General features: G+C 45.4%; 31 protein-coding genes. 20 read left to right on the forward strand and 11 right to left on the reverse strand.

The genetic code is table 11. The annotated features are described in order from the left end of the window. Positions 1-42 precede the first annotated feature (42 nt). The 6 genes from H0Z19_RS00130 (at position 43) to dsrJ (ending at position 7321) form a co-directional block, all read left to right on the forward strand. Positions 43-1773, forward strand: a complete 1731-nt coding sequence (locus H0Z19_RS00130) for an acyl-CoA dehydrogenase (protein WP_365892132.1) — start codon at positions 43-45, stop codon at positions 1771-1773. A gap of 435 nt (positions 1774-2208) precedes the next feature. Next, positions 2209-3018 (forward strand): sulfate reduction electron transfer complex DsrMKJOP subunit DsrO, encoded by an 810-nt coding sequence (gene dsrO, locus H0Z19_RS00135; protein WP_290722644.1) that lies wholly within the window; start codon positions 2209-2211, stop codon positions 3016-3018. Then, a complete protein-coding gene (gene hmeB / locus H0Z19_RS00140; protein ID WP_290722645.1) occupies positions 3019-4209 on the forward strand; it encodes an Hdr-like menaquinol oxidoreductase integral membrane subunit HmeB in 1191 nt (396 codons plus the stop codon). Continuing rightward, on the forward strand, positions 4206-5204 hold the full coding sequence (gene dsrM / locus H0Z19_RS00145; protein ID WP_290722646.1) for a sulfate reduction electron transfer complex DsrMKJOP subunit DsrM: 999 nt from the start codon (positions 4206-4208) through the stop codon (positions 5202-5204). Before hmeB ends, dsrM begins: the two co-directional genes overlap by 4 nt. Before the next feature lie 10 nt (positions 5205-5214). Further along, complete coding sequence (gene hmeD, locus H0Z19_RS00150; protein ID WP_290722647.1) at positions 5215-6891, forward strand: Hdr-like menaquinol oxidoreductase iron-sulfur subunit HmeD; 1677 nt, start codon at positions 5215-5217, stop codon at positions 6889-6891. 1 nt (position 6892) lies between these two features. Further along, positions 6893-7321, forward strand: coding sequence for a sulfate reduction electron transfer complex DsrMKJOP subunit DsrJ (gene dsrJ, locus H0Z19_RS00155; RefSeq protein WP_290722796.1), 429 nt, complete (start codon positions 6893-6895; stop codon positions 7319-7321). On the opposite strand, the gene H0Z19_RS00160 is transcribed toward dsrJ, so the two are convergent. After that, positions 7318-8184, reverse strand: coding sequence for a hypothetical protein (locus tag H0Z19_RS00160; RefSeq protein ID WP_290722649.1), 867 nt, complete (start codon positions 8182-8184; stop codon positions 7318-7320). The genes dsrJ and H0Z19_RS00160 overlap by 4 nt on opposite strands. Before the next feature lie 48 nt (positions 8185-8232). On the opposite strand from H0Z19_RS00160, the gene H0Z19_RS00165 reads away from it, so the two are divergent. Further along, a complete protein-coding gene (locus H0Z19_RS00165) occupies positions 8233-8859 on the forward strand; it encodes a PHP domain-containing protein (protein ID WP_290722650.1) in 627 nt (208 codons plus the stop codon). Here H0Z19_RS00165 and H0Z19_RS00170 read toward each other — a convergent pair. Further along, positions 8810-9916 (reverse strand): (Fe-S)-binding protein, encoded by a 1107-nt coding sequence (locus H0Z19_RS00170; protein ID WP_290722652.1) that lies wholly within the window; start codon positions 9914-9916, stop codon positions 8810-8812. The genes H0Z19_RS00165 and H0Z19_RS00170 overlap by 50 nt on opposite strands. Further along, complete coding sequence (locus H0Z19_RS00175) at positions 9913-11115, reverse strand: FAD-binding oxidoreductase (RefSeq protein WP_290722654.1); 1203 nt, start codon at positions 11113-11115, stop codon at positions 9913-9915. Before H0Z19_RS00175 ends, H0Z19_RS00170 begins: the two co-directional genes overlap by 4 nt. A 119-nt stretch (positions 11116-11234) precedes the next feature. Between H0Z19_RS00175 and pdxS the strand changes: the two genes are divergently transcribed. From pdxS to H0Z19_RS00205, 6 genes are read left to right on the forward strand one after another with little or no spacing between them, the layout of a single operon-like run. Continuing rightward, complete coding sequence (pdxS, locus tag H0Z19_RS00180; RefSeq protein WP_290722656.1) at positions 11235-12245, forward strand: pyridoxal 5'-phosphate synthase lyase subunit PdxS; 1011 nt, start codon at positions 11235-11237, stop codon at positions 12243-12245. After that, positions 12242-12838 (forward strand): pyridoxal 5'-phosphate synthase glutaminase subunit PdxT, encoded by a 597-nt coding sequence (pdxT, locus tag H0Z19_RS00185; protein ID WP_290722658.1) that lies wholly within the window; start codon positions 12242-12244, stop codon positions 12836-12838. The genes pdxS and pdxT overlap by 4 nt, the downstream gene beginning before the upstream one ends. Further along, on the forward strand, positions 12835-13704 hold the full coding sequence (locus tag H0Z19_RS00190; RefSeq protein WP_290722660.1) for a DMT family transporter: 870 nt from the start codon (positions 12835-12837) through the stop codon (positions 13702-13704). Before pdxT ends, H0Z19_RS00190 begins: the two co-directional genes overlap by 4 nt. Positions 13705-13736: 32 nt before the next feature. After that, entirely contained in the window at positions 13737-14126 is a 390-nt protein-coding gene (locus H0Z19_RS00195; protein ID WP_290722661.1) for a 30S ribosomal protein S6e, read from the forward strand. Between the two features lie 11 nt (positions 14127-14137). After that, complete coding sequence (locus H0Z19_RS00200; protein ID WP_290722663.1) at positions 14138-14755, forward strand: methyltransferase domain-containing protein; 618 nt, start codon at positions 14138-14140, stop codon at positions 14753-14755. A gap of 37 nt (positions 14756-14792) precedes the next feature. After that, complete coding sequence (locus tag H0Z19_RS00205; RefSeq protein ID WP_290722665.1) at positions 14793-15191, forward strand: hypothetical protein; 399 nt, start codon at positions 14793-14795, stop codon at positions 15189-15191. On the opposite strand, the gene H0Z19_RS00210 is transcribed toward H0Z19_RS00205, so the two are convergent. Next, entirely contained in the window at positions 15169-15732 is a 564-nt protein-coding gene (locus H0Z19_RS00210) for a dienelactone hydrolase family protein (RefSeq protein WP_290722667.1), read from the reverse strand. The two genes, H0Z19_RS00205 and H0Z19_RS00210, sit on opposite strands and share 23 nt — an antisense overlap. Then, positions 15725-16612, reverse strand: a complete 888-nt coding sequence (locus H0Z19_RS00215; RefSeq protein ID WP_290722670.1) for a thioredoxin family protein — start codon at positions 16610-16612, stop codon at positions 15725-15727. The genes H0Z19_RS00210 and H0Z19_RS00215 overlap by 8 nt, the downstream gene beginning before the upstream one ends. A 50-nt stretch (positions 16613-16662) precedes the next feature. Between H0Z19_RS00215 and H0Z19_RS00220 the strand changes: the two genes are divergently transcribed. The 4 genes from H0Z19_RS00220 to H0Z19_RS00235 are packed head-to-tail and all read left to right on the forward strand — an operon-like array spanning position 16663 to position 20796. Further along, entirely contained in the window at positions 16663-18759 is a 2097-nt protein-coding gene (locus tag H0Z19_RS00220; RefSeq protein WP_290722672.1) for a minichromosome maintenance protein MCM, read from the forward strand. A 41-nt stretch (positions 18760-18800) separates the two neighbouring features. Next, complete coding sequence (locus tag H0Z19_RS00225; protein ID WP_290722674.1) at positions 18801-19511, forward strand: RAD55 family ATPase; 711 nt, start codon at positions 18801-18803, stop codon at positions 19509-19511. Next, on the forward strand, positions 19508-19957 hold the full coding sequence (gene cgi121 / locus H0Z19_RS00230) for a KEOPS complex subunit Cgi121 (protein WP_290722676.1): 450 nt from the start codon (positions 19508-19510) through the stop codon (positions 19955-19957). Before H0Z19_RS00225 ends, cgi121 begins: the two co-directional genes overlap by 4 nt. Further along, a complete protein-coding gene (locus tag H0Z19_RS00235; protein ID WP_290722678.1) occupies positions 19957-20796 on the forward strand; it encodes a shikimate kinase in 840 nt (279 codons plus the stop codon). Before cgi121 ends, H0Z19_RS00235 begins: the two co-directional genes overlap by 1 nt. A gap of 25 nt (positions 20797-20821) precedes the next feature. Here H0Z19_RS00235 and H0Z19_RS00240 read toward each other — a convergent pair whose 3' ends face one another. Beyond that, the gene (locus H0Z19_RS00240; protein WP_290722680.1) at positions 20822-21286 is read right to left on the reverse strand and encodes a GNAT family N-acetyltransferase; all 465 of its coding nucleotides are present in this window, start codon (positions 21284-21286) and stop codon (positions 20822-20824) included. Positions 21287-21325: 39 nt separating this feature from the next. On the opposite strand from H0Z19_RS00240, the gene H0Z19_RS00245 reads away from it, so the two are divergent. Then, positions 21326-22285, forward strand: a complete 960-nt coding sequence (locus H0Z19_RS00245; RefSeq protein ID WP_290722682.1) for a M20/M25/M40 family metallo-hydrolase — start codon at positions 21326-21328, stop codon at positions 22283-22285. 8 nt (positions 22286-22293) lie between these two features. Then, positions 22294-22686 (forward strand): hypothetical protein, encoded by a 393-nt coding sequence (locus H0Z19_RS00250; RefSeq protein WP_290722684.1) that lies wholly within the window; start codon positions 22294-22296, stop codon positions 22684-22686. Here the strand turns inward: H0Z19_RS00250 and H0Z19_RS00255 are convergent. The 5 genes from H0Z19_RS00255 to H0Z19_RS00275 are packed head-to-tail and all read right to left on the reverse strand — an operon-like array spanning position 22628 to position 25806. Then, complete coding sequence (locus tag H0Z19_RS00255) at positions 22628-23311, reverse strand: heparan-alpha-glucosaminide N-acetyltransferase domain-containing protein (RefSeq protein ID WP_290722686.1); 684 nt, start codon at positions 23309-23311, stop codon at positions 22628-22630. The two genes, H0Z19_RS00250 and H0Z19_RS00255, sit on opposite strands and share 59 nt — an antisense overlap. Continuing rightward, complete coding sequence (locus H0Z19_RS00260) at positions 23308-24087, reverse strand: proteasome assembly chaperone family protein (RefSeq protein ID WP_290722688.1); 780 nt, start codon at positions 24085-24087, stop codon at positions 23308-23310. Before H0Z19_RS00260 ends, H0Z19_RS00255 begins: the two co-directional genes overlap by 4 nt. Positions 24088-24091: 4 nt before the next feature. Continuing rightward, positions 24092-24271 carry an RNA-protein complex protein Nop10 gene (locus tag H0Z19_RS00265; protein WP_290722689.1) on the reverse strand — a complete coding sequence of 60 codons (180 nt, stop codon included), beginning with the start codon at positions 24269-24271 and terminating at the stop codon, positions 24092-24094. Further along, positions 24268-25071 (reverse strand): translation initiation factor IF-2 subunit alpha, encoded by an 804-nt coding sequence (locus H0Z19_RS00270; RefSeq protein WP_290722690.1) that lies wholly within the window; start codon positions 25069-25071, stop codon positions 24268-24270. Before H0Z19_RS00270 ends, H0Z19_RS00265 begins: the two co-directional genes overlap by 4 nt. A 36-nt stretch (positions 25072-25107) precedes the next feature. Then, positions 25108-25806 carry a dihydroorotate dehydrogenase electron transfer subunit gene (locus tag H0Z19_RS00275; protein WP_290722691.1) on the reverse strand — a complete coding sequence of 233 codons (699 nt, stop codon included), beginning with the start codon at positions 25804-25806 and terminating at the stop codon, positions 25108-25110. A 187-nt stretch (positions 25807-25993) separates the two neighbouring features. Between H0Z19_RS00275 and H0Z19_RS00280 the strand changes: the two genes are divergently transcribed. Next, positions 25994-26209: a helix-turn-helix domain-containing protein gene (locus H0Z19_RS00280; protein ID WP_290722692.1), complete on the forward strand. Its 216-nt coding sequence runs from the start codon at positions 25994-25996 to the stop codon at positions 26207-26209. The last annotated feature ends 502 nt before the right edge of the window (positions 26210-26711 follow it).

A 26711-nucleotide genomic window follows, 5' to 3' on the forward strand; every position in this document is an offset into this window, starting at 1 on the left:
AGGTTATATATCAAACACAGAACCACCGCTATGGACTCTACTGTGGACTTGTTGAACCCGAAAAAGTATAAGGGAGACCACTTAGATGAGAGAAGCAGAGAAATAATGCTGAAGACCATTGAGTTTTTTGAGAACATGGGCAAGGCAAAGCTGAAAGAGAAGTCGAGGAAAAATGAGTGGTATGACGACTTTCTGGAGTTCATTAAGGAGAACAGAATCTTTTACACTCTCATGACCCCTCCAGAATACGCTGATGGTGATCCTGATGTAAGGTGGGACACCTGGAGGATATGCGACTTCAGCGAGCTCCTTGCATTCTACAGCTTGGATTACTGGTACACCTGGCAGGTTACGGTTCTGGGCCTTGGCCCTATATGGATGAGCAAGAATGAAAAAATAAAGAAAGAGGTCGCGGAATTGCTGAAGAACGGAGCAGTATTTGCCTTTGGCCTCTCAGAAAGGGAGCATGGAGCAGACATCTATGCAACTGAGACGAAGCTGGTTCCGCAGCCTGACGGAACGTACAAGGCTTACGGCAGGAAGTACTACATAGGAAACTCCAATGTTGCTGCAATAATCTCAACCTTCGCGAGAATCGCTGATCCAGACGGTAGCCTCCCAGATAAGCCGGACAAGAGCAGATTCGCCTTCTTCGCCCTGAGGAGGGATGAAAAATACTATGAGCTAATCAAGAACATTGTTGATGCCCAGATGTTCGTCGGAGACTTTCTTATTCACGATTATCCCGTTACTGAGGACGACATCCTTGAGAAGGGGGAGGAGGCGTGGGATGCAGCTCTGAACACTGTAAATGTGGGCAAGTTCAATCTCGGCTGGGCATCAATCGGAATTTGCACACACGCCTTCTACGAATCCATAAACCACGCATCAAAGAGGAGACTTTACGGAATGTACGTCACGGACTTCCCGCATATCAAGAGACTCTTTGTCGATGCATATGCAAAACTAATGGCAATGAAGCTCTTCGCAAGAAGAGCTTGCGATTACATGAGAGTTGCTTCCAGAGAGGACAGGAGATACCTGCTCTACAGCGCTCTCGTAAAGTCTAAAGTTACGAGAGAGGGTGAGCAGGTCCTCGAACTGCTGTGGGACATTATTGCTGCAAAGGGTTTCGAGAAGGATACCTACTTCGAGCTGGCTGCAAAGCGCATAAAGGCATTGCCGAAGCTTGAGGGGACTGTGCACGTCAACATGGCTTTAGCACTCAAATTCCTGCCAAAGTACCTCTTTGAGCCTGGTGAGTTCCCAGAAGTCCCGAAGATGGACATGCCAAAGCACGATGAATTCCTGTTCAATCAGGGCTCGGCAGGTGGACTCAGCCAGGTCAGATTCCACGACTATCAGGAGGTTTACGACAGCTGGGACCTGCCAAACATCAATGTCTTCAAGGAGCAGATTGCGACATTCAAGGAGATGTGCATGGCTGCGCCACCTACTCCACAGCAGATGATGGACTTCGACTTCATGCTGCCTTGGGGTGAGATGTTCGCGCAGCTTGTCTATGGGCACCTCATACTTGAAGCAGCAAAGCTCTATGACGTTGACGACGACTTGCTTGATGAGATCTTCGACTTCATGGTAAGGGACTTCTCAAAGTTCGCCATCGACCTGCAGGCAAAGCCATCTGCAACAGACAAGCATGTCGAGTACGCAACGAAAATGATTAAGAGGCCTGTTCCAAACAAAGAGCGCTTCGAGAGAATGGTGGAGAGAGTGTACTCCTACGCTGACGCGTACGAGATGAACCCCTGAATTTATTTTTTAATTTTTCAGAGTTGGGCAATTTAACCTTTTTTTGGGTCGGATCAAGTCCAGAATAGTTCTACACCTGAACAAAAAGTGGTTAAATAATTTTAGGTCAACTGTAACTGAAGCAAAAGTAAGACTAATGCCCCAGTTGAAAGTAGAATCATATCTCTAACCTCAACTATAGGTTTTGCTTCCATATCAACCACCAATATAACTTCTCTTTCATTGTATTTAAAACTTTTCCCTATACATAAACTAATATCTTATAATAACCATCATAATGAGATAAAAAATTCATAATTTTTTTGTATATTTTGGCTCTCCTAAGTTCAGAGAAAGCTCAGAATCAAATAAAAAAGCAAAAGGTTAATATAAGCTAAATATACAGCAGACAGAGAATCTGAAGTTTACAGAAAAGCTGTATTCGGAGGAATAAACATGATGTCGAGAAGAAAATTTCTGTTACTAACAGGAGCAGCGGCAGCGGGAGCTTTTCTAACTCCACAAATCTCAGCGAAAACTCAGTTCATCGAATCTCCTGAAGAAGTCGAGGCAAAGAGAAGATGGGGGATGGCTGTTGATGTTGAAAAATGTACAGAGTGCATGGAAGAACTAATAGCTAAAACTGGCAACCCTGAGGTCAAACCACCATGTGTAGTTGCTTGCGATAAAGAGAACAACGTTCCAGAGTTTGAAGAGAAAAGAATTGATCCGCAGTGGATGAGAATCGCAAAACTGGAGCTTGATAAACCAGGAATAAACCCCAAGGAATTTTACATCCCCCTGCTCTGTAACCACTGCGAGCATCCACCTTGCGTGCAGGTTTGCCTAACCCAAGCCAGCTTCAAGAGACCTGATGGAATTGTGGAGATAGACATGCACCGCTGTATTGGATGCAGATACTGCATGATCGCCTGCCCATACGGAGCAAGGAGCTTCAATTTCCGCGACCCGAGAGAAGGGCTTAAAGAAGTGAACCCGAACGTTCAGATGAGGACTGAGGGGGTGGTGGAGAAGTGCACTTTCTGCGTTCACAGGATTGATGAAGCTATTGCAAAAGGAGAGGAGCCGATTCCTGCTTGCGTTGAAGCATGCCATAAGTACGGAAAGGGAGCACTGGTGTTTGGAAATGTAAAGGATCCAAACAGCGAAATTTCAAAGATTCTAAGAGAAAACATCGTCGTTCAGCTTAGAGCCAATCTGGGAACTGATCCGCACGTTTTCTACACCAAGCTTGGAGGTGAGTAAATGGCGGTCGAGTTTAAGAAGATTGAGGGTGATTCGATCCAGTATTTCGCTTTAGTTATAGTGCTGGCAGCAGTAACAGCATCAGGCTTTTACGCTTACGTTCTCGATCATGAAATTGCAGGGTTAAACGGTCTAAGCAACAGGGTGCCATGGGGTATTGTCAACGCAGGAATCCCGTACTTCATCGGTCTGAGTGCCGGCTCGCTTATAGTCTCAGCTCTGGCAGGAGTGTTCAACATAAAGAAGTATAAGGTTTTCAGCAGAATCGCTGCATACATGGCTGCTGCGTGGATTATTGCTGCAATTCTCAGCATCGCCCTTGATATTGGAAAGCTCTACCACTTCATGAACGCTGTCAGATACTTCAACCCGACGTCAATCTTCTCATGGAACGCGTTTCTGTATTCAAGCTACTTCGTCATCTGTTCCGTTTATCTCCTTGTCCAGTTTGAGGAGATGGAGAGAGCAACAAGGTTCATGGCTGGCTTAGCAGTTTTCTGGGCTGTCCTCGTTCACAGCGGTACTGGAGCAATCTACAGCTTTGTTTATTCAAAGGAGCTTTACCACTCAGCCCTAACACCACCAATGTTCATCGTCTGTGCTATCACTTCAGGTCTGGGGTTGCTGCTGGCGAACCTGTACTTCACCTTCCGCTTTACCAAAAGAGAGCTCGATCCGAAGCTGATCAGAGGATTAGCGTTAATCTTCGCCGGGTTGATGATGATTCTCGGTTACTTCCTTGCGGTTGAGGGGTTTGAGAAGGGATACATTCCCGCTTTGCATGAGGCTGTTCAGTTTGTGTTCTTAACACCCACTTCCGGCGTCTTCTGGAGCTTCTGGCTTCTCGTGATTTTCGGCATTGCAATTCCGGTGATAATAGTCCTAAATCCAAAGACTGGCTACGATCTCCGCTGGATAAGCTTCGCAGGGATCTTGCACGCAGCTTTGGTGTTTGCAGAGCGTTTCTACCTGATCGTTCCAGGGCAAGTGTTTCCAGAGGAGTATCTCCCGGGTTACAAGATTGAGTCTCTGCACACACTTGAAGGATACATCGTTACCTACACACCAACGATCATCGAATGGCTGCAGATCATTGGCCTTATTGCAATGGTCTACCTGATCTTCGTTGTTGGAGTCAAGGTGTTCGCACTGATTCCTGAAAGGGCCGTGGAGGAGGTGGTGGAAGAATGATTGGAGTGATTTTCGGCGTAATAGTGCCTTACATCGCTGTTGCGATATTCGTTGTAGGAGTCGTTTACCGCATCGTAAACTGGGCCAACAGTCCCGTGCCACTCAAGATTCCCACAACGGGAGGACAGCAGAGATCACTCCCCTTCATTAAAAGAACTGTTTACGATCGCTTTGACTCACCCTACACATGGTGGGAAACTGCCGGAAGGATGCTCCTCGAAATCTTCCTCTTCCGCAGCTTGCTGAAGAACACTCGCTACTACCTTGACAGAGTGTCGCAGAAGGATGCACGCTGGCTATGGCTTTTCGGAATACTTTTCCACTACTCACTTCTGCTTGTACTCATCAGACATTCAAGATTCTTCCTTGAGCCAGTTCCAAGCTTTGTTGAGATGCTGAGCGAGATAGAGTCCTTCAAAGGTGTGTTCATACCCTCTGTGTACATCTCAGGACTGGCAATCGTTGCAGCCCTCTTCTTACTGTGGTTCAGAAGGATATTCCTATCGAGGGAAAGGACACTCAGCCTTCCGAGTGACCACTTTGCTCTGATTCTTCTGCTTGCAATAACAATCAGCGGAAACCTGATGAGGTACTTCTTCAAGGCTGATTTGTTTGCTGTTAAGGAGCTCCTCATGAGCCTAATGTCATTCAACATAGGCCATGCCGTTGAAGTCGCAGAGACGATAGAGCCAATATTCTACGTCCACTTCGCCCTTGCAAGCTTTCTTCTCGCCTACTTCCCGTTCAGCAAGCTAATGCACGCGGGAGGAGTGCTCTTCTCACCCACAAGAAACATGCCCAACGACAACAGAGCGAGAAGGCACGTCAATCCGTGGGATCCCGCAGATGTTCCGCTGCTTGCAAAGGGAATTACAGTTGCCGGAAGAACCTACAAGTCAAAGAAACTCGACTGGGAGACTTACTACGAAATGTACACAGATCAGCTGCAAGAGATTGAAGAGGCAAATTACAAGATCGTTCCTGAGGAGTTGTGAGGTGGTATAGATGGAAGAAATGCCTGAGAAAATAGAAATAAGGCAAAAATTCCCAAGCTGGAGAGAAATGCTCAAACCGGTTAAAGAATTCGAGGAAGGAAGATTAAGCTACCTCTCGCTGCCCAAGCAGGTTGATTCTGAGTTCTTCAAAATGCCGTTCGGTGATGTTGAAAGAGACTTTGATGACCTCAAGCTTCCCGAAAACTGGAAGGAAATCTTTCTGGAGGCTTTGAAGGAGACGCTGGAAAAGAACAGGTCATTCAAGCTTTTCATGGACATTTGCGTTAGATGCGGAGCCTGTGCGGACAAGTGCCATTACTACATCGGAACCGGTGATCCGAAAAACATGCCAGTTGCAAGAGCTGAGCTGATAAGATCAATCTACCGCCGCTACTTCACGCCAGCAGGAAAATTATTTGGCGAGTGGGCTGGGGCGAGAGAGCTTACTGAAGACGTTCTGAAGGAGCTTTACTATTATTTCAATCAGTGCTCCCTCTGCAGGCGTTGCAGCCTCTTCTGCCCATACGGCATTGATACAGCAGAGATAGTCTGGTGGGTAAGGAGAATACTTAGCAGAATCGGCCTCAACCAGAGATTCATGACCATATCAATCGAGGCTTCGTCAAGAACCGGTAACCACCTCGGATTGCTGCCAGGAGGTATGTACGGAGCGATACAGCAGGGTCTGGAGGAGCTGAAGGACTACACGGGCTTTGATCTGCACACATACATCAACAAGAAGGGTGCTGATGTACTGTTTGTAGCGCCTTCTGCAGACTACTTTGCCACTCCACACTGGTATGTGATGCTCGGATATCTGCTGCTGTTCAACGAGCTTGAGGAGAAGTACGGCCTCACAATAACATGGTCAACGTACGCCAGCGAAGGTGGTAACTTCGGAACGTTCCACAGCTACGAGGCTGCGCAGCTCCTAAACTCCAAGATTTACAAGGAGGCTGAGAGGCTGGGAGTTAGCTTCATAATTGGCGGAGAATGTGGCCACATGTGGAGGGACAAGCACCAGTTCATCAACACAATGAACCAACCACCAAAGCACGAGGAGTGGAAGAAGTTCTGGGAAGATCCCGACCTGGGCGAACTTGCAGAAGGATTGAGGGGAGTAAGGTTTGACAGCTACGCCTCAGGGGAGCACGGATGGATTCACATTCTTGAGTTTGTCGCTGCGCTGCTGGAGCACAAGAAAATCACCGTTGACAAGAGCAGAAACGACAAGTGGATCGCAACCTATCACGACCCGTGCAATGTCGCGAGAGGAATGGGGCTCATTGAGGAGCCGAGGTATGTGCTCAGAAACGTCATGAACCACTTCTACGACATGCCTGAGCACACGATAAAGGACAAGACCTACTGCTGCGGAGCTGGAGGAGGTATGCTTGCTGACGAGATAATGGACTTGAGAATGCGTGGAGTAATGCCAAGAATGATGGCTGTGAGACATGTCTACAGAAAATACGGCGTCAACATCCTGCTAACGCCATGTGCCATTGACAAGGCCCAGTTCCCGCCTGCACTCGAGTACTGGAAGATACCGATCGAAGTTGGAGGGCCAATGGAGATGGTCGGAAACGCTCTCGTTATGACTGCTTTTGGCGAGAAACCGGAGGACAGACAGTTTGACCTGAGAGGAGAGCCGCTGAGAGAAGAAGAGGGAGAGGAGGGTGAGTGAAATGTACAACAAGAAGTACGTAATTCCTCTAATTTTAATATTCCTCGTCGGCTTCTTCACGCCCTACTGGTACAACGCCATGGCAGGAACCTTCGGCTATGTTCCGGAACTCAAGGAACCTTCTGGAGAGTGTGTTGAAGATAAAGACTGGATGGCAGCCAACCACATGCTGCTGCTGCAAGAGTGGAGAACCCAGGCGATAAGACATGGTGCGGAAGGAGGAAGAATATACCACAGCTTTACAACCGGCGAGGAGTACCACGCCTCAACAAACACATGCTGGAGTTGTCATGAGGGCAAGGAAGAGTTCTGCGACCAGTGCCATGACTACATAGGCATACACCCCGAGTGCTGGGATTGTCATTATACTCCCAACATTGAAAAGCCGCACTACAGCGGAATTGAAGAGTTAAGCAAATATTTCTCCTAATTTTTATACATTTTGTAGAGCTCAGCCCTTCTTGCCTCAAGAAGCTCTTCTTCAACTCCTGCAAACTCTGCTGCAGATTGGACCTTTACACCTGCTTCTTCTCCGGCCTTAAAAACTTCCTGCATTTTTTCCCTCCAGTTCAAATCTCTCGTCAGATGGTGGTCAAGCACGAGTGTCTTTACATCTGTTTCAGCAATCAGCTTTTTTAAATTCTCAATGCTATTCTGGAAGGACTTCTGGGAAAAGCGATAGCCGAGCATGTATGTCATGGGGCCGTCAACAAAAACAACCTGGGCAGACTTCTCAAGCATGAAGGCTAGCTGTTCCGCATTGTTCGGCCCCTCAACATCTGACGAGAAGAGGAAGCTATTCTTCCCATCATCAATGTAAACCTCAACAACGAATCCAAGCCTGCTATCCGCTCCGTGGAAAACAGGATTTGATATCTCGACAACCGTGTTGTCGAATTCATAGCTTTTCCCGTCGCAGTAGTCTATCTCAACATCCACAGCCTTAAGCTGCTCTAAGAAGAACTTAGCCCTGCCCATCTGGCTTTTGTTGATTTTCTCCTTCGGGTGCTTCAGCAAAACCTTTTTCCCTGAAAAAATTTCCACCTCGTTTGGGTCGTGGTGGTCATAGTGGTAGTGCGTAATAACTGCTACCCCAGCCTTTTTCATCATCTCCTTAATCTCCTCCCATTTCTGATTCATCCTTTCGATCTCTATTCTGTGGGGAGGGAGACGGTAGCGTTTTGGAGCAAGGCTAACTCCGGGGTCGATAAGAATGGATACATCCTTTGTCTTAACAAAAGTCGCCATACTCCTTACTCCCATGGAGTCGTAGGCTATGGGAATTATCTCCATATACAATTTTCAGGCAAACAATAAAAAAACCTGACGATAATCTAAGTTGTGTTGAAAGCGGAGCTTCATGTCCACTCTTCCATCAGCGATGGGAAGGATGGGGTGAGAAAAATTCTGAATGCAGCGATGGAGAAAAAAATCGATGTTATATCCATAACCGACCACGACACCGTTCAGGGCTCTCTGGAGGCACTCGATATTGTTGAAGAGGAAAAACTGCCCATAAAAATCCTTCCAGGGTGCGAAATAACGTCCTCTTCAGGCCACATCCTGGCTTTCGGAATAATAAAGGATGTTGAACCAAAGATGTCCGCAGAAGAAACGTGCAGAGTAGTGAGAGAGCTTGGAGGAGTTTGTTTTCTTGCCCATCCCTTTGATTTTATTCGGGGGGGAAGCGTGAGGTTGAAAGATTTCAGAATTGTGGACGGTGTCGAGACCTTCAACGCCAAAAGTTACTTTAACTTCATGGCCAAAAGATATGCCAAGAAGTTTTCGAAACCTGAAATTGCAGGTAGTGATGCCCACTCTGCCAGAGCAGTCGGTCTGGCCGTTAATTACCTCCCTGACAACATTAACCTGATAGAATCCATCTTTCATGCTCGATACGACGGAAAAAGAGTCTCAATCAGGGAGAGATTAGCCTTTCTGCTATTTCAACTAAGTCAACGACTTTAATTTTATTGCCCAGCTTCTCCGCAGATTTGGAGAGGTGATATTCGCAGAAGGGACAGCAGGTGATGAGATACTCTGCTCCTGTCTCCATTGCTTCTATAACTCTTTGTCTTCCGATTTCAAAGGAGATTTCGGGGAACTGACTTCTAAGCCCACCACCTGCACCGCAGCAGAGTGCCTGCTCTCTGTTCCTCTCCATCTCAACAAAATCAATGCCAAGCTTCCTTATGACGTTCCTTGGTTCTTCATACATCCCCATATGCCTTCCGAGATGGCACGGGTCGTGGTAGGTTGCCTTTGCAGTTATGTTTACCCTCTCAAACACACCCATCTTATCCAGTATTGACACGGTGTGAACTACCTCGATGTCGAATTCATATCCCTTCTCCTCAGCGATCCTGGGGTAATCCAGAGATATCGTTCTGTAACAGCCAGGACAGGAGGTTATTACCCTCTCTATTCCTGCCTTTTGCCAGTACCTGTAGTTTTTCTCAAAGAGCCTTTCAACAATGTCTTTCTGCCCCGTTCGCAGGAACGGAGAGCCACAGCAGTACTCATTCTTACCAGCAATGGTGAAATCAATCCCGAGCTTGTTAAGAACGCTGGCTGTTGATTTGGCCAGATTTTGCAGTTTGAAGCTTGCCGTGCAACCTGCAAAGTAAAGTGTTTTTGCAGGCTTAATTTCAAAGTCCGCCCACTCACCTCTCCTCTCCTGATCCCCGCTGTAGGGGTTGTAGTTCCTGAAGGTTATTTCCCTCAGCTTTCTGTGTACGGAAAGAGGTGCCATTCCCTTCTGAACAAGTTCCCTTCTAAGTTCCTCCCAAAAATCGATTAGTGGAAGCTCCACAGGGCAGACTTCCTGGCATAAACCACAAACGGAGCATTTAAAGATATCTTTGACCACTTTCTGGTCAACGTTTATTTCCCCATTCAGATACTTGAGAGTTAGCTGAATTTTCCCCCTTGGCGAAACAGTTTCCCACCCTTCTATTCTATATGTGGGACAGGTTGTGCAGTATCCACACCTGCTGCACTTTGCCGCTATTTCTCTTATATTCATAGAACCATCTCCGTTAGTTTTATCATTCTGGAGAAGCTGTTGTTTTCAACTGCCTTTCCGGGATTGAGGAGCGATTCCGGATCGACGGTTTTTTTGTATTCTTTGGCAAAATCAGCAAGGCCTTTGTGGGGAAAGAGCATTCCCGTTGCATAGGTTCTCCCACCAAGTCTTTCTGCGATTTTTACGAACTTAATGGCTTTCATTGCAGCCCTGTAGTAGTTGTCAACCGGGATGAGACCGAGAAACACTACATTGTCCTTGGTAAAAACAGCCTCAACCGGAAACTCGACTTTGGAGAAGAAATCAGGTGCAGTTTCATATGGCAGGACAGCCTCTGTAAATATGATCTCTCTATCTCTGCCCGCCCTGAAGAGGTTGAAACGATTTTCCCACATTATACTTCCAAGCTCTCTATCCCTTTCCTTTTCCGCTTCACCCTCGTAACTAAGAAGGAGAAGGTTTGCCTCATTAAATCCAAGCATCTTTGCAAGCTTTAAATCGATGAAAGCCCCGTGATACGCTCCATCGAGCAAATCTATGGACTTTTCAAATTCCGTTTTAATCGCCACGCTGTCAATCCTTGCATTATCCCTCAGCTTAAGACATGCCCTGAGTATAACCCCTGTTGTGCCAAACAGCCCTACATAGTTTCTCAGCTCATCCCCCTCAACTTTCTTTATACCGTCAAAATCCGCAACTTCCAGCCACTCAATGTTCTCCCCCACGCTTCCGTACTTCAAACTGCCTATCCCGTAACCTCCCTGCGCTATCCACCCCCCAACAGTTCCTGCGGGTGCACTTGAAGGATAGACTCGCAATGCCAGTCCTTGCTTATTCAGCTCATTCTCCACATCGAGCCAAACCGCACCACTCTCAACTACTGCTTTTTTTCCAATAATCTCGATTTTTCTCATTCTTGTAAGGTCAACAACAATGCATGGCTTTATTGTAACCGCACCTCCGTAAGCAGACGTTGCGGCTCCCCTCGGAACTACGGGAACCTTGTACTTCCTGCTGACTTTCAGGACTGCTTTAACTTCCTTATCGCTTTCAGGTTGAACAACACAGATAGGGTATCTTATAAAACGTTCCAAAAATTTAGGTATTTTGAGCAGATCCTGCGAATAAAGGCTCATCTGTAAAGGATGGGCATCAACTCTTTTAATTAAGTGTGACAATTCCAATACTAACGAATCCATAATGAGGATAAAGCTTGCAAACTAAAAAATTTTGTGAAAATGATTTATAGTTTATAATATCTCATGTTGAGCCTCCATACGAGCCAAAGTTTATATTCAGCCATTGCGAAGTGATGACGATGAAGATAAACTTAGAAGAGCTAAAATTCGGCACAGAGCTAATTAAGAGAGGATTCGCCAAAATGCAGAAAGGCGGAGTGATAATGGATGTCACAAATGCGGAGCAGGCGGCAATAGCTGAAGAAGCGGGTGCTGTAGCAGTTATGGCTCTGCACAAAGTGCCTGCAGACATCAGAGCTACAGGTGGTGTTGCGAGGATGGCAGATCCAAAGAAAATTCAGGAAATCATTGATGCTGTCACGATCCCCGTGATGGCAAAGTGCAGAATTGGGCACATTGCTGAAGCCAGAGCACTTGAAGCCCTTGGTGTTGACATGATTGACGAGAGTGAAGTTCTTACTCCAGCGGATGTGTTCTTCCACATCGACAAGAGGAAGTTCGTCGTCCCATTCGTCTGCGGTGCAAGGAGTCTTGGGGAGGCTGTGAGAAGAATATGGGAAGGAGCTGCGATGATAAGGACGAAGGGTGAGGCTGGAACCGGCAACGTCGTCGAGGCTGTAAAGCACATGAGGCTGATAAACAGGGCGATTTTCGAGCTGCAGAAAATGAACGAAGAGAAAATATACATTACTGCCGAGAACTACGCCTACAGGTATGCGGAACTCGCTTCGAGAGTCAGAGAGGAAATGGGGCTTGAGAAAGTTTCCAGAAACGATGTGGTTTTCGAGGAATACACTCTCGGTGAAATCATTGACGGAATTTACGAAATTCTGCTTGAGATCAGAGAACTCGGAAGGCTTCCGGTTGTGAACTTCGCTGCTGGAGGTGTTGCAACGCCAGCTGATGCTGCACTGATGATGCAGCTCGGCGCTGACGGAGTCTTCGTTGGTTCGGGAATATTCAAGTCATCCAACCCGCCTGAGTATGCCAAGGCCATTGTTGAGGCGGTTCAGCACTATGATGAGCCGGAAGTGATTGCTGAAGTCTCAAAAGGGTTGGGTGAGGCGATGAAAGGTCTCGATGTCTTCAAGCTCAGTGAAGAAGAGAGACTGCAGACAAGAGGTTTATGAGAGTAACGGTCGTTGGGGTTCAGGGGGATGTTGAGGAGCACGTTTTAGCCACAAAACGGGCTCTGAAGAACCTGAAAATTGATGGCGAGGTTGTAGCTACAAGGAGGAAAGGTGTAGTTTCAAAAAGCGATGCTGTAATCCTTCCTGGTGGAGAGAGCACCACAATAAGCAAACTAATTTTTTCTGATGGCATCGCAGATGAGATTTTACAGCTTGCAGAGGAAGGAAAACCTGTTATGGGCACATGCGCTGGCTTAATTTTGCTCTCGAAATATGGGGATGAGCAGGTTGAAAAAACTGACACGAAGCTCTTGGGTTTGCTTGATGCAAAGGTTAAGAGAAACGCGTTTGGAAGGCAGAGGGAGAGCTTCCAGGTGTCCCTGGATGTGAAGCATGTTGGAAAATTCGAGGCTGTATTCATAAGGGCTCCCGCGATAGTAGAGGTCGGCAAAGATGTCGAGGTTCTTGCAACCTTAGAAAATTTTATCGTTGCAGCAAAGCAAAAAAACGTTTTAGGGCTGGCTTTCCATCCTGAACTGACCAATGACACGAGAATTCACGAATTTTTCCTGAAAATCGGAGAATGTCAATGAACTCGAAAACTCACCTCCTACTAGGCTTAACTATGCTAATATGGGCGGGTTCGTTTATTTTCATTAAGGTTGGTTTGAGAGAACTCGACCCATACAACCTCGCATTCTACCGATTTCTCATAGCCTCTCCACTTCTGTTGGCGTGGGTCTTCTGGAGGAGAGGTGTAGTAAAGCCAAACGGTTTTGATTGGGTTTACTTATCAATTCTCGCCCTCTCGGGAGTTACCCTGCTCTATGCCTTTCAATTTCTGGCTTTGAAGTACACCACAGCAACAAACGCTTCGATACTAATCAACACCTCTACGGTATTTGTTGCCATCTGGGGATTTGTCAAGGGAGAAACAAATCCGTGGAAGGTGGCAGGGGTGTTCCTATCCTTTGCCGGAGTAATACTAATAGTTTCAAAGGGCACACTGGAGTTTTTCAGCTCAAAAACTCTGTTTGGAGATATTCTTATGATTATAGACGGTTTTCTGTGGGCTGTTTACACAGTTCTCGGCTCGAAAATGCTTTTGAAGTACGACCATGAAACTCTTACAGCATATGCATTTGTATTGGGGACGGTTTTTCTCCTGCCATTCGCCCTTTATGCCGGACTTGCGAACCCTCTTATGCTTAATTCGGAAACGATTGCCGCTCTGCTTTACCTTTCCATCTTCTGCTCCGTTTTTGCCTATGTCGTGTGGTACTACGCTCTAAGCAATGCTGATTCGACAAGCGTTGCAGTTTACGTCTACCTCGTCCCGCTCTTCACTGCAATATTCGCATTCTATGCACTCAACGAGAGACCCGATTTATTCACTGCAGTGGGAGGAATAATTACAATTTCTGGCGTTTATCTCACCACGGCCAAGCAGCATCAATAGTTTTATAAATCCTTGACTCAAGCAACTTCTGCATGGAGTTCAGGGTTGTTATTTCAGATCCAAAGACAGGAAGAGCGTATCAGAAGGTCATTGAGGGAGCTAATGCTAACAGACTTATAGGAAAGCAGATAGGAGATGTAATCAGCGGTACAATCGTTGAGCTCCCGCCAGACTACGAGCTGAAGATCACAGGCGGAACGGACAGAGATGGATTTCCAATGAGACCTGATCTACCAGGTACAGCAAGGAGAAGATTGCTGCTCAGTGGAGGAGTGGGATTCAAGCCAAAGGAAAAGGGACTGAGGAAGAGGAAGAGTGTAAGAGGTAAGGTGATTTCAAAGGACATTCTGCAGATCAACACTGTGGTAGTGAAACACGGAAAGGTTCCGCTTGAAGAGATATTCAAGCAGAAGGAAGAGTGAAGTAGAGTGAAATGGGAATTTTAGAGGACAAAAAGAGAGCTCGGATTTTTTACAGGTACTTTTCTAAAATTTACGATTATATCAATCCCATCTTCTATTCTGACGAAATGCGAAAAACAGTAGTGGACATGGCCAATATTAACGGCGATTCTCTTGTCCTTGAAGTCGGATGCGGAACTGGCTTCACCACTGAAGAAATAGTCAGGAGAACTGGAGAGAACAAGGTAGTGGCGGTCGATCTCACCCCCGAGCAGATGATGAAAGCAAGAGCAAAACTCACTAATGTGAACTACTTTCTGGGAGATGCGGAAAACCTACCGTTTAAGGACGACTTTTTCGATGCAGCCATATCGGCGGGGAGCATAGAGTACTGGCCACACCCGCAGAAGGGGATAGAGGAGATGGCAAGAGTCACCAAAAGCGGAGGAAAGGTTGTAATTCTCGCCCCAAGAAAGCCGGACAACATCATTGTGAGAAAATTCGCGGAAAGCATAATGCTCTTCCCCTCAACCCAGCAGTGCGTTTACTGGTTCATGAAGGCCGGTTTAGAAGATATAAGATTCGTCGAAATGGGTCCTTACCGGTTTTGGAGTAAGCTTGTAGTGATTATAAGCGGCACAGTTCCCTGACCAGAGAAATTTTAAACAGTAAAGGACTTCATCATTTATGGACAAAGTGAGTTACATAGGTCCAGTAATTCTCGACGATCCAGAGGAGTTTTCCCTTTCAGAGTTTGCAAGGCAGGTTGTGGCAATGGAGGCCGAGAGGCTGTACTACTCCAACGGCAGAATATTTTTCGTCGAGTACGACACGATCCACGGCATTCTTGATGACAGGCTGGTAATTGTTGAGCTCATAACCTACACCTCCTTCACCACGGTCGGTGAGTACAGGAACTGGATTGTCTATTACGGAAATGACGACACTGCCGACTATGTGGAAAAAATAAAGGATATAAGAGGAGACATGACGATCATTCCAGTTCTCAGAACTCACGACAGGTTTATCAGAAAGATTGAGGAACAAATTAATAAGGGGCAGTTCAGAAGTTTTGCTTCTCAATGAAATCAGCCACTATTCTGGCTATGAGGTCAAACTTTCCGAAGTAGAAGTGGTCTGTCTCAACTTTCACCATCTCTTTAGGCTCTGAAGCCAGTTCAAAAACTTTTAGTGATTCCTCTAGAGACACAAACTGATCCTGCGTTGCTACGATGAAAAGCTTCGGTACTTTGGCATCCTTGAAGTAGATGGAGTTTATCTCAGGAAGTGGAGAGAGGTAAACGGCAGCGTCACAGTATTCAGCGACGTTTGAAGCTACCACACTTCCAAACGAGTATCCGACAATAGCTATTTTATCATGCCTGTCTTTAAGATAGGCTATGCACTTCTTCGCATCCTCTACCTCTCCTATACCGCTTCTGAACGGCTGCTGGTAGTCAAACCTTAAGACTGAGATGTCCCTTTTTGTCAGCTCCGAAGCTATTCTTTCAAGCCTCACATCAAATCTGCTTCCACCCATAAGCGGGTGTGGAGGGCAAAGGAGAATCGCGTTCTCTCCCCGGATGCTGTAAGTTGCCCTGACACCATCAACAACTACCTCAGCCATTGTCCCTCCTCCTTATCTCCTCAACAGCCTCGCGGGCTGAATCAGCAACTCTACCTCCTTCAGAAATTAAATTTTCGAGCTCTTTCACATCTTTCTCATCGCCAAGCATTCCGAGCATCATAGCCGCATCTTCCCTAATCCTCGCATCCTCGTGTTTGAGAAGTCGTCTAAGAGCCTTCTTAACCCCCTCTACAACCTCTTTCTCGTCTTTAAGAGCTTCTGCAGTAGCCATCGCTCCCAGTCTGACCATGAACTCCTCGTGTCCCATCAACTCCCCAAGAAGCTCTCCGAGCCCTTCCTCTACAACGAGTGCTTTCGCGTCCTCTATTTCACCGCTCATAAGTTTTTCCGCAAGGTAATCTCTGTAATCCCCGTTTATAGCATCCCTTATGTACTTTTCAGCCTTGGCCAAGCTGATTGCCCCAACGAACCTCATCTTGCCCATTAAAGTGGTGGGAACGCTCATCACCCCGTATTTTTCCGCAAAATCCGGAAACATTGTTGCATCAACAATATGGTGCTCGATGGCAAATTTCTGGGCGAGAGTATTGATGGAATCGACCGTTGCCCTGCAGTTGGGACATACCGGGGCTACAAAGGTGATAATCCTGATTTCTGCGCCATTCTTTATACCATCAGCAACGATTTTAATTGCGTGAATAAAGCTTTGAAGCTCGTTCTGCTTTGGAACTGCATGAAAGTAAATTTCTGAGTAATCTATCTTAACTCCGGGAAGAGAGAGACTTGGCTCAGGAGTAGGGTTGAATTCGAGACTTATCCTTTCCTCATCGTTAAACAGTTTTTTGAGGTAATTGTAAATCTCCTCGCTGCCGAAAACTTTGAGTCTGACACTTCTTTTCAGTTCGTCCAGTCGCATCATCTGAACTTCCAGCAACAAGTTTTAAAGCATTTTTTGATTATATCTCAATAATGGGTATTAGCAGTCCGGCACTTTGGACGGAGTTCTTTGAAAGGTACTACAGAGAAGAAATCAACAAGCTTGCTTACAAGCTAAAGTCAGGCGGAGATAGTAGATCCCTTTACGTAAACTTTGTTAGAGACTTGTCCATATTTCAGGAGGGGAAGCTGGGAGAAGAGCTGATTGAAAAGCCCGATGAAGTATTGATTCACGCTGAAAGGGGTTTGGCGAACGCCACCAACATTTATGGCATCTCTCTTGAAGGTTGTAAGCCCAGATTCTACTCACTCCCTACTGCGAGAAAAGTTCTGATAAGGAACCTCAGGTCAGAGCACATCGGGAAATTCATGGCGATTGAAGGGATCGTCAGGAAGGTCACTGAGGTGAGGCCAAGGATAGTGGAGGCAGCATTTGCCTGTCTCAACTGCGGGAGCATAACAATGGTTCCTCAGGAGGATAGCCAGCTCAGACATCCGTTTGAGTGCAGCAAGTGCAGCACGAAGAAAATGGTCTTTCTCCCTGACAGCAGCATCTCTGTTGACAGCCAGAGGGTGAAGATTCAGGAGTATCCTGAGAATCTAAGGGGAGGAGAGCAGCCACAAACGATAGATGTAATTCTTGAAGGAGATCTTGCCGGTTCCGTGAATCCCGGAGACAGAGTGGTAATCAACGGTATCGTGAGAGCAAAGCCCAGAGGTCTCGGGCAGAGGAAGATGACCCACATGGACCTCTATATAGAGGGAAACTCCGTTGAAGTTCTCCAGCAGGAGTACGAGGAGTTCGAGATAACAGAAAAAGACAGAGAGCTGATAATGCAGCTTGCCGCAAGCGACGACATCTATGATAAAATAGTCAAGTCCATAGCCCCGTCAATTTACGGCCATGAGGACGTCAAGCTCGCCATAGCCCTGCAGCTCTTTGGAGGTGTGCCAAAAAAGCTTCCGGATGGAACTGAAATCAGAGGTGACATTCACATTCTCCTCGTCGGTGATCCGGGTGTTGCCAAGTCACAGCTTTTGAAGTACGTCCACAGGATAGCTCCGAGAAGCGTTTACACCACGGGAAAAGGGACGACGACCGCAGGCCTTACTGCTACAGCGGTCAGAGACGAGGTTGATGGGAGGTGGACTCTCGAAGCTGGAGCGCTTGTTCTTGCGGATAAGGGTATAGCTCTCGTTGATGAAATCGACAAGATGAGGAAAGAAGATACTTCTGCACTTCACGAAGCTCTGGAGCAGCAAACCATCAGCGTCGCCAAGGCGGGAATTAACGCAATTTTGAAGGCAAGATGTGCTTTACTTGGTGCCGCAAACCCCAAGTACGGAAGGTTCGAGAAGTTCACGCCGGTTCCGGAGCAAATCGAGATGTCTCCAACACTCCTCTCCAGGTTTGACCTCATCTTCGTCCTGAAGGATGAGCCGGATGAGGAAAAGGACAAAAGACTTGTTGAGCACATCCTCTACTCCCACCAGCTTGGAGAGATTACGGAGAAGGTCAAAAATGTTGTAGCGGAGTATGATGAAGATTACATAAAGCAGAGAGCGGAGAAGATAATTCCCGAAATTGATCCTGATTTGCTCAGGAAGTACATAGCCTACGCCAGAAAGACCGTTTACCCCGTTTTAACAGATGAGGCAAAGGAGAAGATCAAGGAGTTCTACCTATCCCTCAGAGCGAGAGTGAAGGAGAACTCGCCAGTTCCCATAACCGCAAGACAGCTTGAAAGCATAGTCCGCCTTGCCGAGGCTTCAGCGAGAGTCAGGCTAAGCGACAGAGTTGAGCCTGAAGATGTGGACAGAGTTATTGAAATCATGATGAGGAGTCTCAGAGAGATTGCGGTAGACCCTGAAACTGGCGAGATGGACATCGATCTCGCTTATTCCGGCACCTCGAAAACGCAGAGAGACAGAATTATGATTATGAAGAAAATAATCGACAAGCTTGAGAAGGACCATGAAAAGGGAGTCCCTGAGGAACTGGTACTGGAAGAAGCTGAGAAAGAAGGGATCGACAGGATGAAAGCGAAAGAAATTCTCTCAAAGTTAAAACTGCATGGGGAAGTCTACACTCCCAAGCACGGACATTACAAATTGGTAAGCAAACTTTAGAGAGATAAAGGTTAAATATTTTGCGGTCAAAATGCTTAACAATGAAACTCGTAAAGACAGGGATCCTACCCCTCGACACACAGCTTGGCGGAGGGATGCCTGCAGGTAGCGTTGTCTCGGTCTTTGAAGAGCCAGGGGCAGGAGCTGATGTGCTTTCGTACCACTTTACAGTTGAGGGAGCAAAGCAAGGCGAGAATGTGTTCTACTTAGCCACGGACGATAGCAGTGAGGAAATTAGAGAATATATCAACCTTTACTTTGACCTTGACGAAGCTGTTTGGGAGAACATAACACTTCTGAGCCTGAATACTTCAGTTCTAAGCGAGGAAGGGGAGAAGGACGCAAAGGATTTCCTTAAAAAAACCATTTACGATCCCATCGGAGGGATAAAAACAATACTAAGCCATGAAGAGTTTGAAAGAGTTGTGTTCAACAATTTCACGTACTTCCTCGTAAACTATCCGATAGAAGACGTCATATCGCTGATTGATGTTCTGTCCAATTATGCAAAGAAAAACCAGTCAGTGGTGATGCTCCTTGTTACCAAAGGCATGTTCGATTCAAGAACTGAAACTACGCTTAAGCACTACTCCGATGGAGTTATCGAACTAACGCTGAGAGAAGTTGAAAATGAAGTCCAGAGAAGGTTGAAAGTCGTGAAGTTCAAGGGAATTCTTGTTCCCAAGGCGATTCTGAGGTATGAGTTAACCGACAAAGGTATAAAAATGGAGTCTGTGATGAGAGTTTTATGAGAGTTACATTCGGGGAAATTTATGTTGAAGACCCCTCAAATTTCAGGGCAGAGAATGCTGCATTTATAAACTCTAAGTACGTAGTCTCTCTTGAAGTTGTTGAATTTGCCGCTGAAAAGGCAATAAAGAACTGGCAGACTGGAAGGAGGATTTCAAGATTACTTCCAATTGAAATACTTCTCCACTACGCTGCAACAAGGCAGATAAGGGACGCTTTAAAACTGGGTGTTGGAAAGGGTCTCAATAGGGTGGCTGCTGTAATCCTTGATGAAAGCAAAATTGAAGGTTTTGAGGAAAGAGAATTCAAGCCCGAATATGACGTAAATGCTGTTGTTAAGCACTACGGTATAACAAAGGAAGAGCTGGAAATTGCAGGACTGGAGAAGCTTCCTTTGCTGGTTAGAGAGAGAATTGCCCTCTTTTCCGCTTTTGAAGAAGTGGTGTGATGAAGGCAAAGGCCTACGCTGCTGGAACGGTTTTAAACGCCTTACCCACAGGAATAGGTTCAGCCTTTGGGATAGAGATGAAGACCGTCGTAAAACTGAGACCATCTGAAGATGTAAGAGTTGTGATAAACGGAGTTGAGAGAAAAAACATTGTTGCTCAAAGAATTCTTCATTCAACGGGTGTTAGGGCTGAAATCTTCGTAGAGTCTGAAATTCCTGGAGGTAGTGGTTTAGGAAGCAGCAGCGCCTTCGTGAACGCCCTTATCTGTGCCATCAAAAAGATGAAGGGTGAAAAACTCGATGCTTTCGAGATACTCAGGTCAAACGCAAGATTCTCTCTTGAAGCAGGTATAAGCTACACAGGAGCTTTTGACGATGCGTCTGCCTCACTGCTCGGTAAATTTGTTGTTTCGGACAACAGGAAAATGAGATTGATAAGAATCGACGATTTTGAAGGTTACTCTGCAGTACTTCTTCCTGAGTTCAGGAGGAGTAGGGTTGACTGGAAGAAGCTCAGGAATAATGCAAGCGAAGTCAAGGAAGGTATAGATGCAGCTCTGAAAGGGGATTACTGCGAGGCTATAAGGTTGAATACAGAATATATCTGTAAAATGCTTGGTTATCCGGTAGAGATTGCGAAAAAAGGATGGAAGAAGGGATTTTGCTGTGGTTTATCAGGGAATGGTCCGAGTTATGTGGCTTTTGGAAGCAAAAATGAGATGGAAGAACTTGAAGAGATCTGGAGTAATTATGGAAGGGTTTATGTTAGAAAGCTCGCAAATAAGCCGGCTGAAGATGTTGTAATTTCCGATGCCATTTTTGAAGGGTTTGATGGCTGATGGCTCTGTAGGGCAATAGGCCTTTTTACTTACTCAACTTCTTTCTCATTCTTATCCACTTTCCCCATTCCCCGCCCTCCTCGAAGCTTTGAGATGCGTAAAACCTTCTCGCCCTGTAGTTTGTTCTCCCTACCCATAACTCAGCCACTTTTCTTTCCCTCTCCCGAGCATATTCTAAGGCTTTTCCCAAAAGCTTTGCACCAATCCCTTTTCCCCTGTACTCAGGAAGGATGAAAAGCTCGTGAACCTCTCCAACCTTCTTTCGCTCGAACACGCTGAACCAGTTCGTGTCACATGCGACAAATCCAACAGCTTCACTGTTAATCAAAGCGACCATCACGCCATCTTTATCTCTTGAAAGAAGCCATTTGAAGTAATTTTTAATGTCTCTTTTTCTGGTATATGCGTAATTTTCAAGTCCCCTGTAAGATTCTATGTACACTCTTACAAAATCATCAATATCGCTCCTGTCTGCTTTTCTTATCTCCACGAATCAGGCTTATATACTGGACTTTTAAAAGCTATGATTATGTTGCTGAAGAAACTCGTGGAGATCGAGTCCCCGTCAGGGAGCGAGGAGGAGCTTAAAAACTTCATTAAGGACTTCCTCGAAAGGAGCGGCTATGAAGTTGTTGAGGGGGACTACTTCATCTCCACAAAATCAAAATCCGAGCTTATTGTATCAACGCATCTCGACACAACCGCGGTTAAGGCCCCTTTCAGCACAGACGGAGTTTATGCATACGGAACGGGTGTTTGCGATGCAAAGGCGAGCATTGCAGCGATTCTCGAAGCTGCAGAAAGGGGTGTTGACTTCACAATTGCATTTTTCTGCGATGAGGAGGAAAGCGGAAAAGGGTCAAAAGAGTTTGCGGAGAAATGGAAACAAGGCAGAATGGCGGTGGTTATGGAACCAACTGATCTGAAAATAGCCTCAAGACATTACGGCAACCTGGATCTAACAGTTGAGGTGAGGGGAATTCAAAGTCATGGTTCTCTGCCAGAAATGGGTGTCAACGCCATAGAAAGAGCTTTTGAGATGATAAATGAGCTGAAGAGACGTTTCAAAGTTACACCTCTCAAAATTCATGGTGGAAGTGACGATTATGTCATTCCCGATTACTGCAGAGTGAAACTGGATGTTGTGATAGAGCCAGAACTCAAACTGGATGATATGTTGAAGGAAATCGAGTTTCTCAAGACTTACGGGGACTACAAGGTTTCCAACGCATATGACGGTTTTGTAAGCAGGGTGGTTGCAAGACTGCTTGAACAGGCGATGAGGGCTGCTGGAGTTGATGTGGAGTATGTGATTATGCCATCCTGGACCGATGCTCTGAACCTGAAAAATAGGTACGATGTTGTGGTCTGGGGGCCTGGAGAGTTACACTACTGCCACACGGCAAGAGAGAGGGTAAGGCTGAAGGATATAGAAACTGCGAGAGACGTTTTAATTAAGCTCAATGAAATTGTTAAACGAAAAATTTAAGTTAATCCATGCTTACAAGAGTCATGGCTCTTGGCTCGCAGTTTCTGGCTGAAATGTATCCGATCCTAGCGCCACTAACAGTTGTTCTTGCGACGGGAATACTCTTCCTCATCATGCTGGGCCTTTTTGGCAACAGGCTTTCGAAGCTCGACAAGAGACAGATCAGAAGAGCGTTAACAGTAGCCGTGATCTCGTTTTACTTTGGCACCATTCTCTGTGCAGTGGCGGGAATCTTCAAACCAGATGAGGAGTTTTTCAAGTTGATAGATGGGCTTAATCTGGCCTTCATCACTACTGTGTCGTTTTACTTCGGTTCCAGAACTGTTGAGAGATACATCGAGGCTAAATACCCAGAATCTGCTGAATCACGTCACCATAAAGAAGATGAAGGGCTACAATGATAACCGGATGCTGAACAACGTAAATTTTTAGAGAGTTTCTGCCCAGGTATGGCACCAAAGGCACGTTAAGATTGATGCCCTTAGGTCTCGCAACGTTTCCAGAGAACATCCCGATAAGGAATACGCCCAACCATGGAAGAAGAGGGTAGTAGTCGAGTGTGGAGAAGCCGTAGGGCATCAGGCCGAGCCATACTAACGTCTCCGTATCCACCCTTACCCGGTTCATGATGAGACCTATTACGAAAAATGTTAAACCAGCTGGAAGCTGGATTTTTGGATATCTCAAGAAAATGTAGCCAATAAGCGTGGCGAGAGTAAAGAAGTGGATTATCCCAAACACTACCACTTCATCGGGAACGAGTGCGAAGGTGACCGCTGTAATTGTTGCAGCAAGAGCAGCGAGTTTTAAAACCTTCTTTTTCAACCTGCTCAGATCGGGATTAATGACAGAGAGAGTGTATCCTGAAATGAAGATGAACATCCCACCGATGAACCTCGGAAAATAGTACCAGAAGGCTCCCGAAAGCTCGATTTTGCCGAAGTAGTACGCATCAAAAAAAGAGTGGAAGACGAGCATTAAGATTACTGCTACTCCTCTGGCAATGTCTATTTCAGGATATCTCATCTGAAGTATCTCAAATCCTCGTCGCTCTTCCACTGCTGAACTGCCATCTCCTGCATTTCTTTTATCTGGGCAATGATCTTTTCCATCTCCTTGGCCCTCTCCTCCAGAGCCTCAACTGAGACTTTCAGGTTCAGCATTTTGCACAGCACATCAAGAACCACCTTTGCACTCTTAGGATCGACCATGTATCCCGAAGTGACACCCATCAAACAAGCTGCAGGAATGTTCTCAAGCTTCGAAACACCGAGCAGAAGACCTGAAGCACCGATAATACCTCCTCCCGGCTCACCGGGCTCGAACTTCACTCCGTATTCCTTAAGCTCCTCAACGATTTCGGAGGAGTTGGCAGCACCTATGACGTAGGGCTCCTCAACAAGCTTACCTACACCGTATCCACCAAGCGTGTATATCATCCTGGCAGAGAACTTCTTTGCGACGTCGATGTAGGCATTAACGAGCTCGAAGTGTCCCTCGTTGCTTATGCTCTGAAAATCTCCCACGAGGATCAGCAAATCCGTGCCATTTCCATCAGATTTCCATGCATAAACCTCATTTTTGGGCATTCTTATTGTCCCATCCTCAAGAACCATCACCTGAGGTGGGAAGTAGTAGGAGTATATCTCAACAACCTTTTCAGCCTTCAACTCGTTCACCAGATGATCTGCAACAAGCTTGCCAACATGGCCTATACCCGGTAGCCCTTCTATGAAGACCGGGTTTTCAAGACCGACTTCTTCAGGGCTCTTCAAAAATCTGACATCAACTTTCTCTAACATTTATTCACCTCCTGAAGCTGAAAAATCCAATTTCCTTCCTCAACTTCCTCCTGTACTTTCCGTAAGGGTCCTCAATAGAGAATCTCGGTGGAATTGGCATGTAGGTTTTCTCACCACAAGCAGGGCACTTTTCCTTTAGCGTATACCTTCCGCATTTACCACATTTCCTCATCAAAACCTTCATGCTGCCTCCCTGACGAAGTTACCCTCCCCACCGAGTTTTTTAATTGCTTTCAAAACATTTTCAGTTGCCTTTTTCAAAACGTTTTCGGCTGTCTTGTAGTCATCCGCCTCAACAACGATTCTGTACTTTGGAGCGCCTACGTACTCTAACCTCATCTCCACACCGTCTTTTACGGCTTTTTTGGCCTCAAGTAGAGCCTTCTTTATCCTCTCTATTCCGTCAGAAGCAGAGCTTTTAAGCTCAAAGTAACCCCTCACTTTAACTCTCTTGGGCTTTATGTTTTCTCTGGCTATTTCAGCCATCTCCTTTGCGAACTCCTCACCCACAATCGGGGCAATGAGTTCGTATCCTTCAAAGGCAGCCTCTTCGAAAGCTGCGTAAACGGAATCGTACTCCTTCATGAGCTTCTTGCCAATCTTCTCAAGTTCTCTGAAATCAACGTTTAACTTTTCACCGATTATCTCCAGCCATTTGAAGGCTTTCATCTCGTTCTTCCACTGCTGAAGCTTCTCTCTCCGCTGCCTCTCGTTAACATCCTTGATTGAAAGGTCGATGTGCCCCCTTTTTGGATTCACATCGAGAACCTTGCAAATTACCTTCTGACCTTTTTTTACATGCTCTCTGATATCCTTAATCCACCCGGATGCCACTTCACTTATATGCACCATCCCCTCTCTACCCTCATACTCGTCAAGAGAAACAAATGCCCCAAAATCAAGTACTCTCTTGACGGTTCCTATTACAATTTCGCCTTTTGAAGGATAACCGCTTCTTTTTATAATCAGTCTCTTTTCTTTCATCCTTTTTCCCTCCTCTTTCAATGAATTTAAATATTGTCACCAGGTCAGATCCGATGCCTTGAAAACCGGGCCATCAGTACACACTCTCAGACCGTTCTCAACGACGCATGAACCACAAACACCTAAGCCACATCTCATAAACCTCTCAAGCGAAAACTCTGCTTTATCCAAAGCATCACGCTCCTTTAAGAACTCATATGTTGCTCTGAGCATACCCTCGCTACCACAAACATAGATTTTCTCAAATTCGTCAAGGTTTTCAAGGCTTAAAGCGTCGATGACGGTTCCTTTTAACCCCAAAGTTCCATCTTCAGTTGTAATCGTAATTTTATCGAATTTGTCAATCCAGAACAGGTTTTGGGACGTTCTGTCGCCATAAATAACACTCACTTTTGCATTACATTTCCGCAGATAATCATAGAGGTATTTCAAGGGAGCAATTCCGATACCGCCAGCAACAATGAGGGCGCTTTTAGAAGGTGAGAAAGCATTACCAAAGGCCCCCCTTATCCCCACATACATCCCTTCCTCTGACTTGACAAGCCTTTCAGTAGTCTCACCCACCGCCTTTACAGTAACCGAATTTGGAGATGAAAGGCTTAGGGGTATTTCCTCATAGCCCGGAACATTCACCATAACAAACTGTCCCGGATATGACTGCAGCCTGATATTAAAGTTGATCGTGACGATTTTTTCAGTTAACCTCTCTAATTTTGTTATTTTTGCGTGATACATATTTTTGGCTCAGGAGACAAGAGTTTATAAATGTATTTTAGCTCTTTTTTAAATGATTAATTGTTTAATATTTTTACAACTCAGTTGTAATATATTTGCAATTTTGTGAAATTTACTATTAAGTTTGTACGCATAACATGCAACATCTTAGGAAAAATTTAAAAAACGTGCAAGGAAGTAACACACAATGATAAGCGATTTGCCAGACAATATCCGCAAAACAGCAGTTGCGCTGCTAAGGCTGAGAGAGGCCACTGCAGAGGATATTGCTAAGATTACCGGACGCAAGAGGTCCACGGAAAGTTACTATCTTAATCTGATGGCTGATATGAAACTCGTTAAGAAAAAGAAAGTTGGTAGGAAAATATATTTCGTGTTCAACTCAAATCAGGGCGAACAATAAAAGTCCACCACAAGCATTTTTGAAAACTCACTTTTTTGACATAAGTTAAAGGGAATGAACGTTTCATTATATACCAAGCGGGACAAATATTGCTAAAAAATATTGCTAAAAATTAATTTAAAATTTATGTTAAAAATTATTAGTTTGATTATGAATTATTTTAAAAAAATTTAAGTTATAATTTATTTTTTTATTTTAAGGTATCATTTTCAAAGTATGCTTTCTTAACCATTTCATATTAATGCTAAAAAATTTCGTTACAGATTTTTTGTAATAAAAATTTTTAGGCAAACCTAAAATCCCGTGATTCAAGAATTCAGTTATTTCAAAAATTATGTGAATATCAGGATTTGGATGTGTTTAATGGGGGGTAACTAGAAAAATAGCCCAAGTTGTTGAATCTATCACGATTTGTATAATATTCTGTTACAATTTTCATGTAATAAATAATTTTGAAGTTTTTAATCTATTTTAAAAAATTAATATACTTAAAATTTTTATT

This window comes from Archaeoglobus sp. (genome assembly GCF_017656475.1).
Classification (GTDB): domain Archaea; phylum Halobacteriota; class Archaeoglobi; order Archaeoglobales; family Archaeoglobaceae; genus Archaeoglobus.

Coding starts and splice junctions, on each gene's coding strand:
- H0Z19_RS00275 (WP_290722691.1), bottom strand. CDS start 25,806: ATGTATCACGCAAAAATAACAAAATTAGAGAGGTTAACTGAAAAAATC.
- H0Z19_RS00190 (WP_290722660.1), top strand. CDS start 12,835: ATGAACTCGAAAACTCACCTCCTACTAGGCTTAACTATGCTAATATGG.
- H0Z19_RS00255 (WP_290722686.1), bottom strand. CDS start 23,311: ATGAGATATCCTGAAATAGACATTGCCAGAGGAGTAGCAGTAATCTTA.
- H0Z19_RS00210 (WP_290722667.1), bottom strand. CDS start 15,732: ATGGCTGAGGTAGTTGTTGATGGTGTCAGGGCAACTTACAGCATCCGG.
- H0Z19_RS00265 (WP_290722689.1), bottom strand. CDS start 24,271: ATGAAGGTTTTGATGAGGAAATGTGGTAAATGCGGAAGGTATACGCTA.
- hmeD (WP_290722647.1), top strand. CDS start 5,215: ATGGAAGAAATGCCTGAGAAAATAGAAATAAGGCAAAAATTCCCAAGC.
- H0Z19_RS00160 (WP_290722649.1), bottom strand. CDS start 8,184: ATGGAGATAATTCCCATAGCCTACGACTCCATGGGAGTAAGGAGTATG.
- pdxT (WP_290722658.1), top strand. CDS start 12,242: ATGAGAGTAACGGTCGTTGGGGTTCAGGGGGATGTTGAGGAGCACGTT.
- hmeB (WP_290722645.1), top strand. CDS start 3,019: ATGGCGGTCGAGTTTAAGAAGATTGAGGGTGATTCGATCCAGTATTTC.
- H0Z19_RS00215 (WP_290722670.1), bottom strand. CDS start 16,612: ATGATGCGACTGGACGAACTGAAAAGAAGTGTCAGACTCAAAGTTTTC.
- H0Z19_RS00245 (WP_290722682.1), top strand. CDS start 21,326: ATGTTGCTGAAGAAACTCGTGGAGATCGAGTCCCCGTCAGGGAGCGAG.
- dsrO (WP_290722644.1), top strand. CDS start 2,209: ATGATGTCGAGAAGAAAATTTCTGTTACTAACAGGAGCAGCGGCAGCG.
- dsrJ (WP_290722796.1), top strand. CDS start 6,893: ATGTACAACAAGAAGTACGTAATTCCTCTAATTTTAATATTCCTCGTC.
- H0Z19_RS00280 (WP_290722692.1), top strand. CDS start 25,994: ATGATAAGCGATTTGCCAGACAATATCCGCAAAACAGCAGTTGCGCTG.
- pdxS (WP_290722656.1), top strand. CDS start 11,235: ATGAAGATAAACTTAGAAGAGCTAAAATTCGGCACAGAGCTAATTAAG.
- H0Z19_RS00270 (WP_290722690.1), bottom strand. CDS start 25,071: ATGAAAGAAAAGAGACTGATTATAAAAAGAAGCGGTTATCCTTCAAAA.
- H0Z19_RS00260 (WP_290722688.1), bottom strand. CDS start 24,087: ATGTTAGAGAAAGTTGATGTCAGATTTTTGAAGAGCCCTGAAGAAGTC.
- H0Z19_RS00220 (WP_290722672.1), top strand. CDS start 16,663: ATGGGTATTAGCAGTCCGGCACTTTGGACGGAGTTCTTTGAAAGGTAC.
- H0Z19_RS00205 (WP_290722665.1), top strand. CDS start 14,793: ATGGACAAAGTGAGTTACATAGGTCCAGTAATTCTCGACGATCCAGAG.
- H0Z19_RS00195 (WP_290722661.1), top strand. CDS start 13,737: ATGGAGTTCAGGGTTGTTATTTCAGATCCAAAGACAGGAAGAGCGTAT.
- H0Z19_RS00250 (WP_290722684.1), top strand. CDS start 22,294: ATGCTTACAAGAGTCATGGCTCTTGGCTCGCAGTTTCTGGCTGAAATG.
- H0Z19_RS00175 (WP_290722654.1), bottom strand. CDS start 11,115: ATGGATTCGTTAGTATTGGAATTGTCACACTTAATTAAAAGAGTTGAT.
- H0Z19_RS00225 (WP_290722674.1), top strand. CDS start 18,801: ATGAAACTCGTAAAGACAGGGATCCTACCCCTCGACACACAGCTTGGC.
- H0Z19_RS00200 (WP_290722663.1), top strand. CDS start 14,138: ATGGGAATTTTAGAGGACAAAAAGAGAGCTCGGATTTTTTACAGGTAC.
- H0Z19_RS00235 (WP_290722678.1), top strand. CDS start 19,957: ATGAAGGCAAAGGCCTACGCTGCTGGAACGGTTTTAAACGCCTTACCC.
- H0Z19_RS00170 (WP_290722652.1), bottom strand. CDS start 9,916: ATGAATATAAGAGAAATAGCGGCAAAGTGCAGCAGGTGTGGATACTGC.
- cgi121 (WP_290722676.1), top strand. CDS start 19,508: ATGAGAGTTACATTCGGGGAAATTTATGTTGAAGACCCCTCAAATTTC.
- dsrM (WP_290722646.1), top strand. CDS start 4,206: ATGATTGGAGTGATTTTCGGCGTAATAGTGCCTTACATCGCTGTTGCG.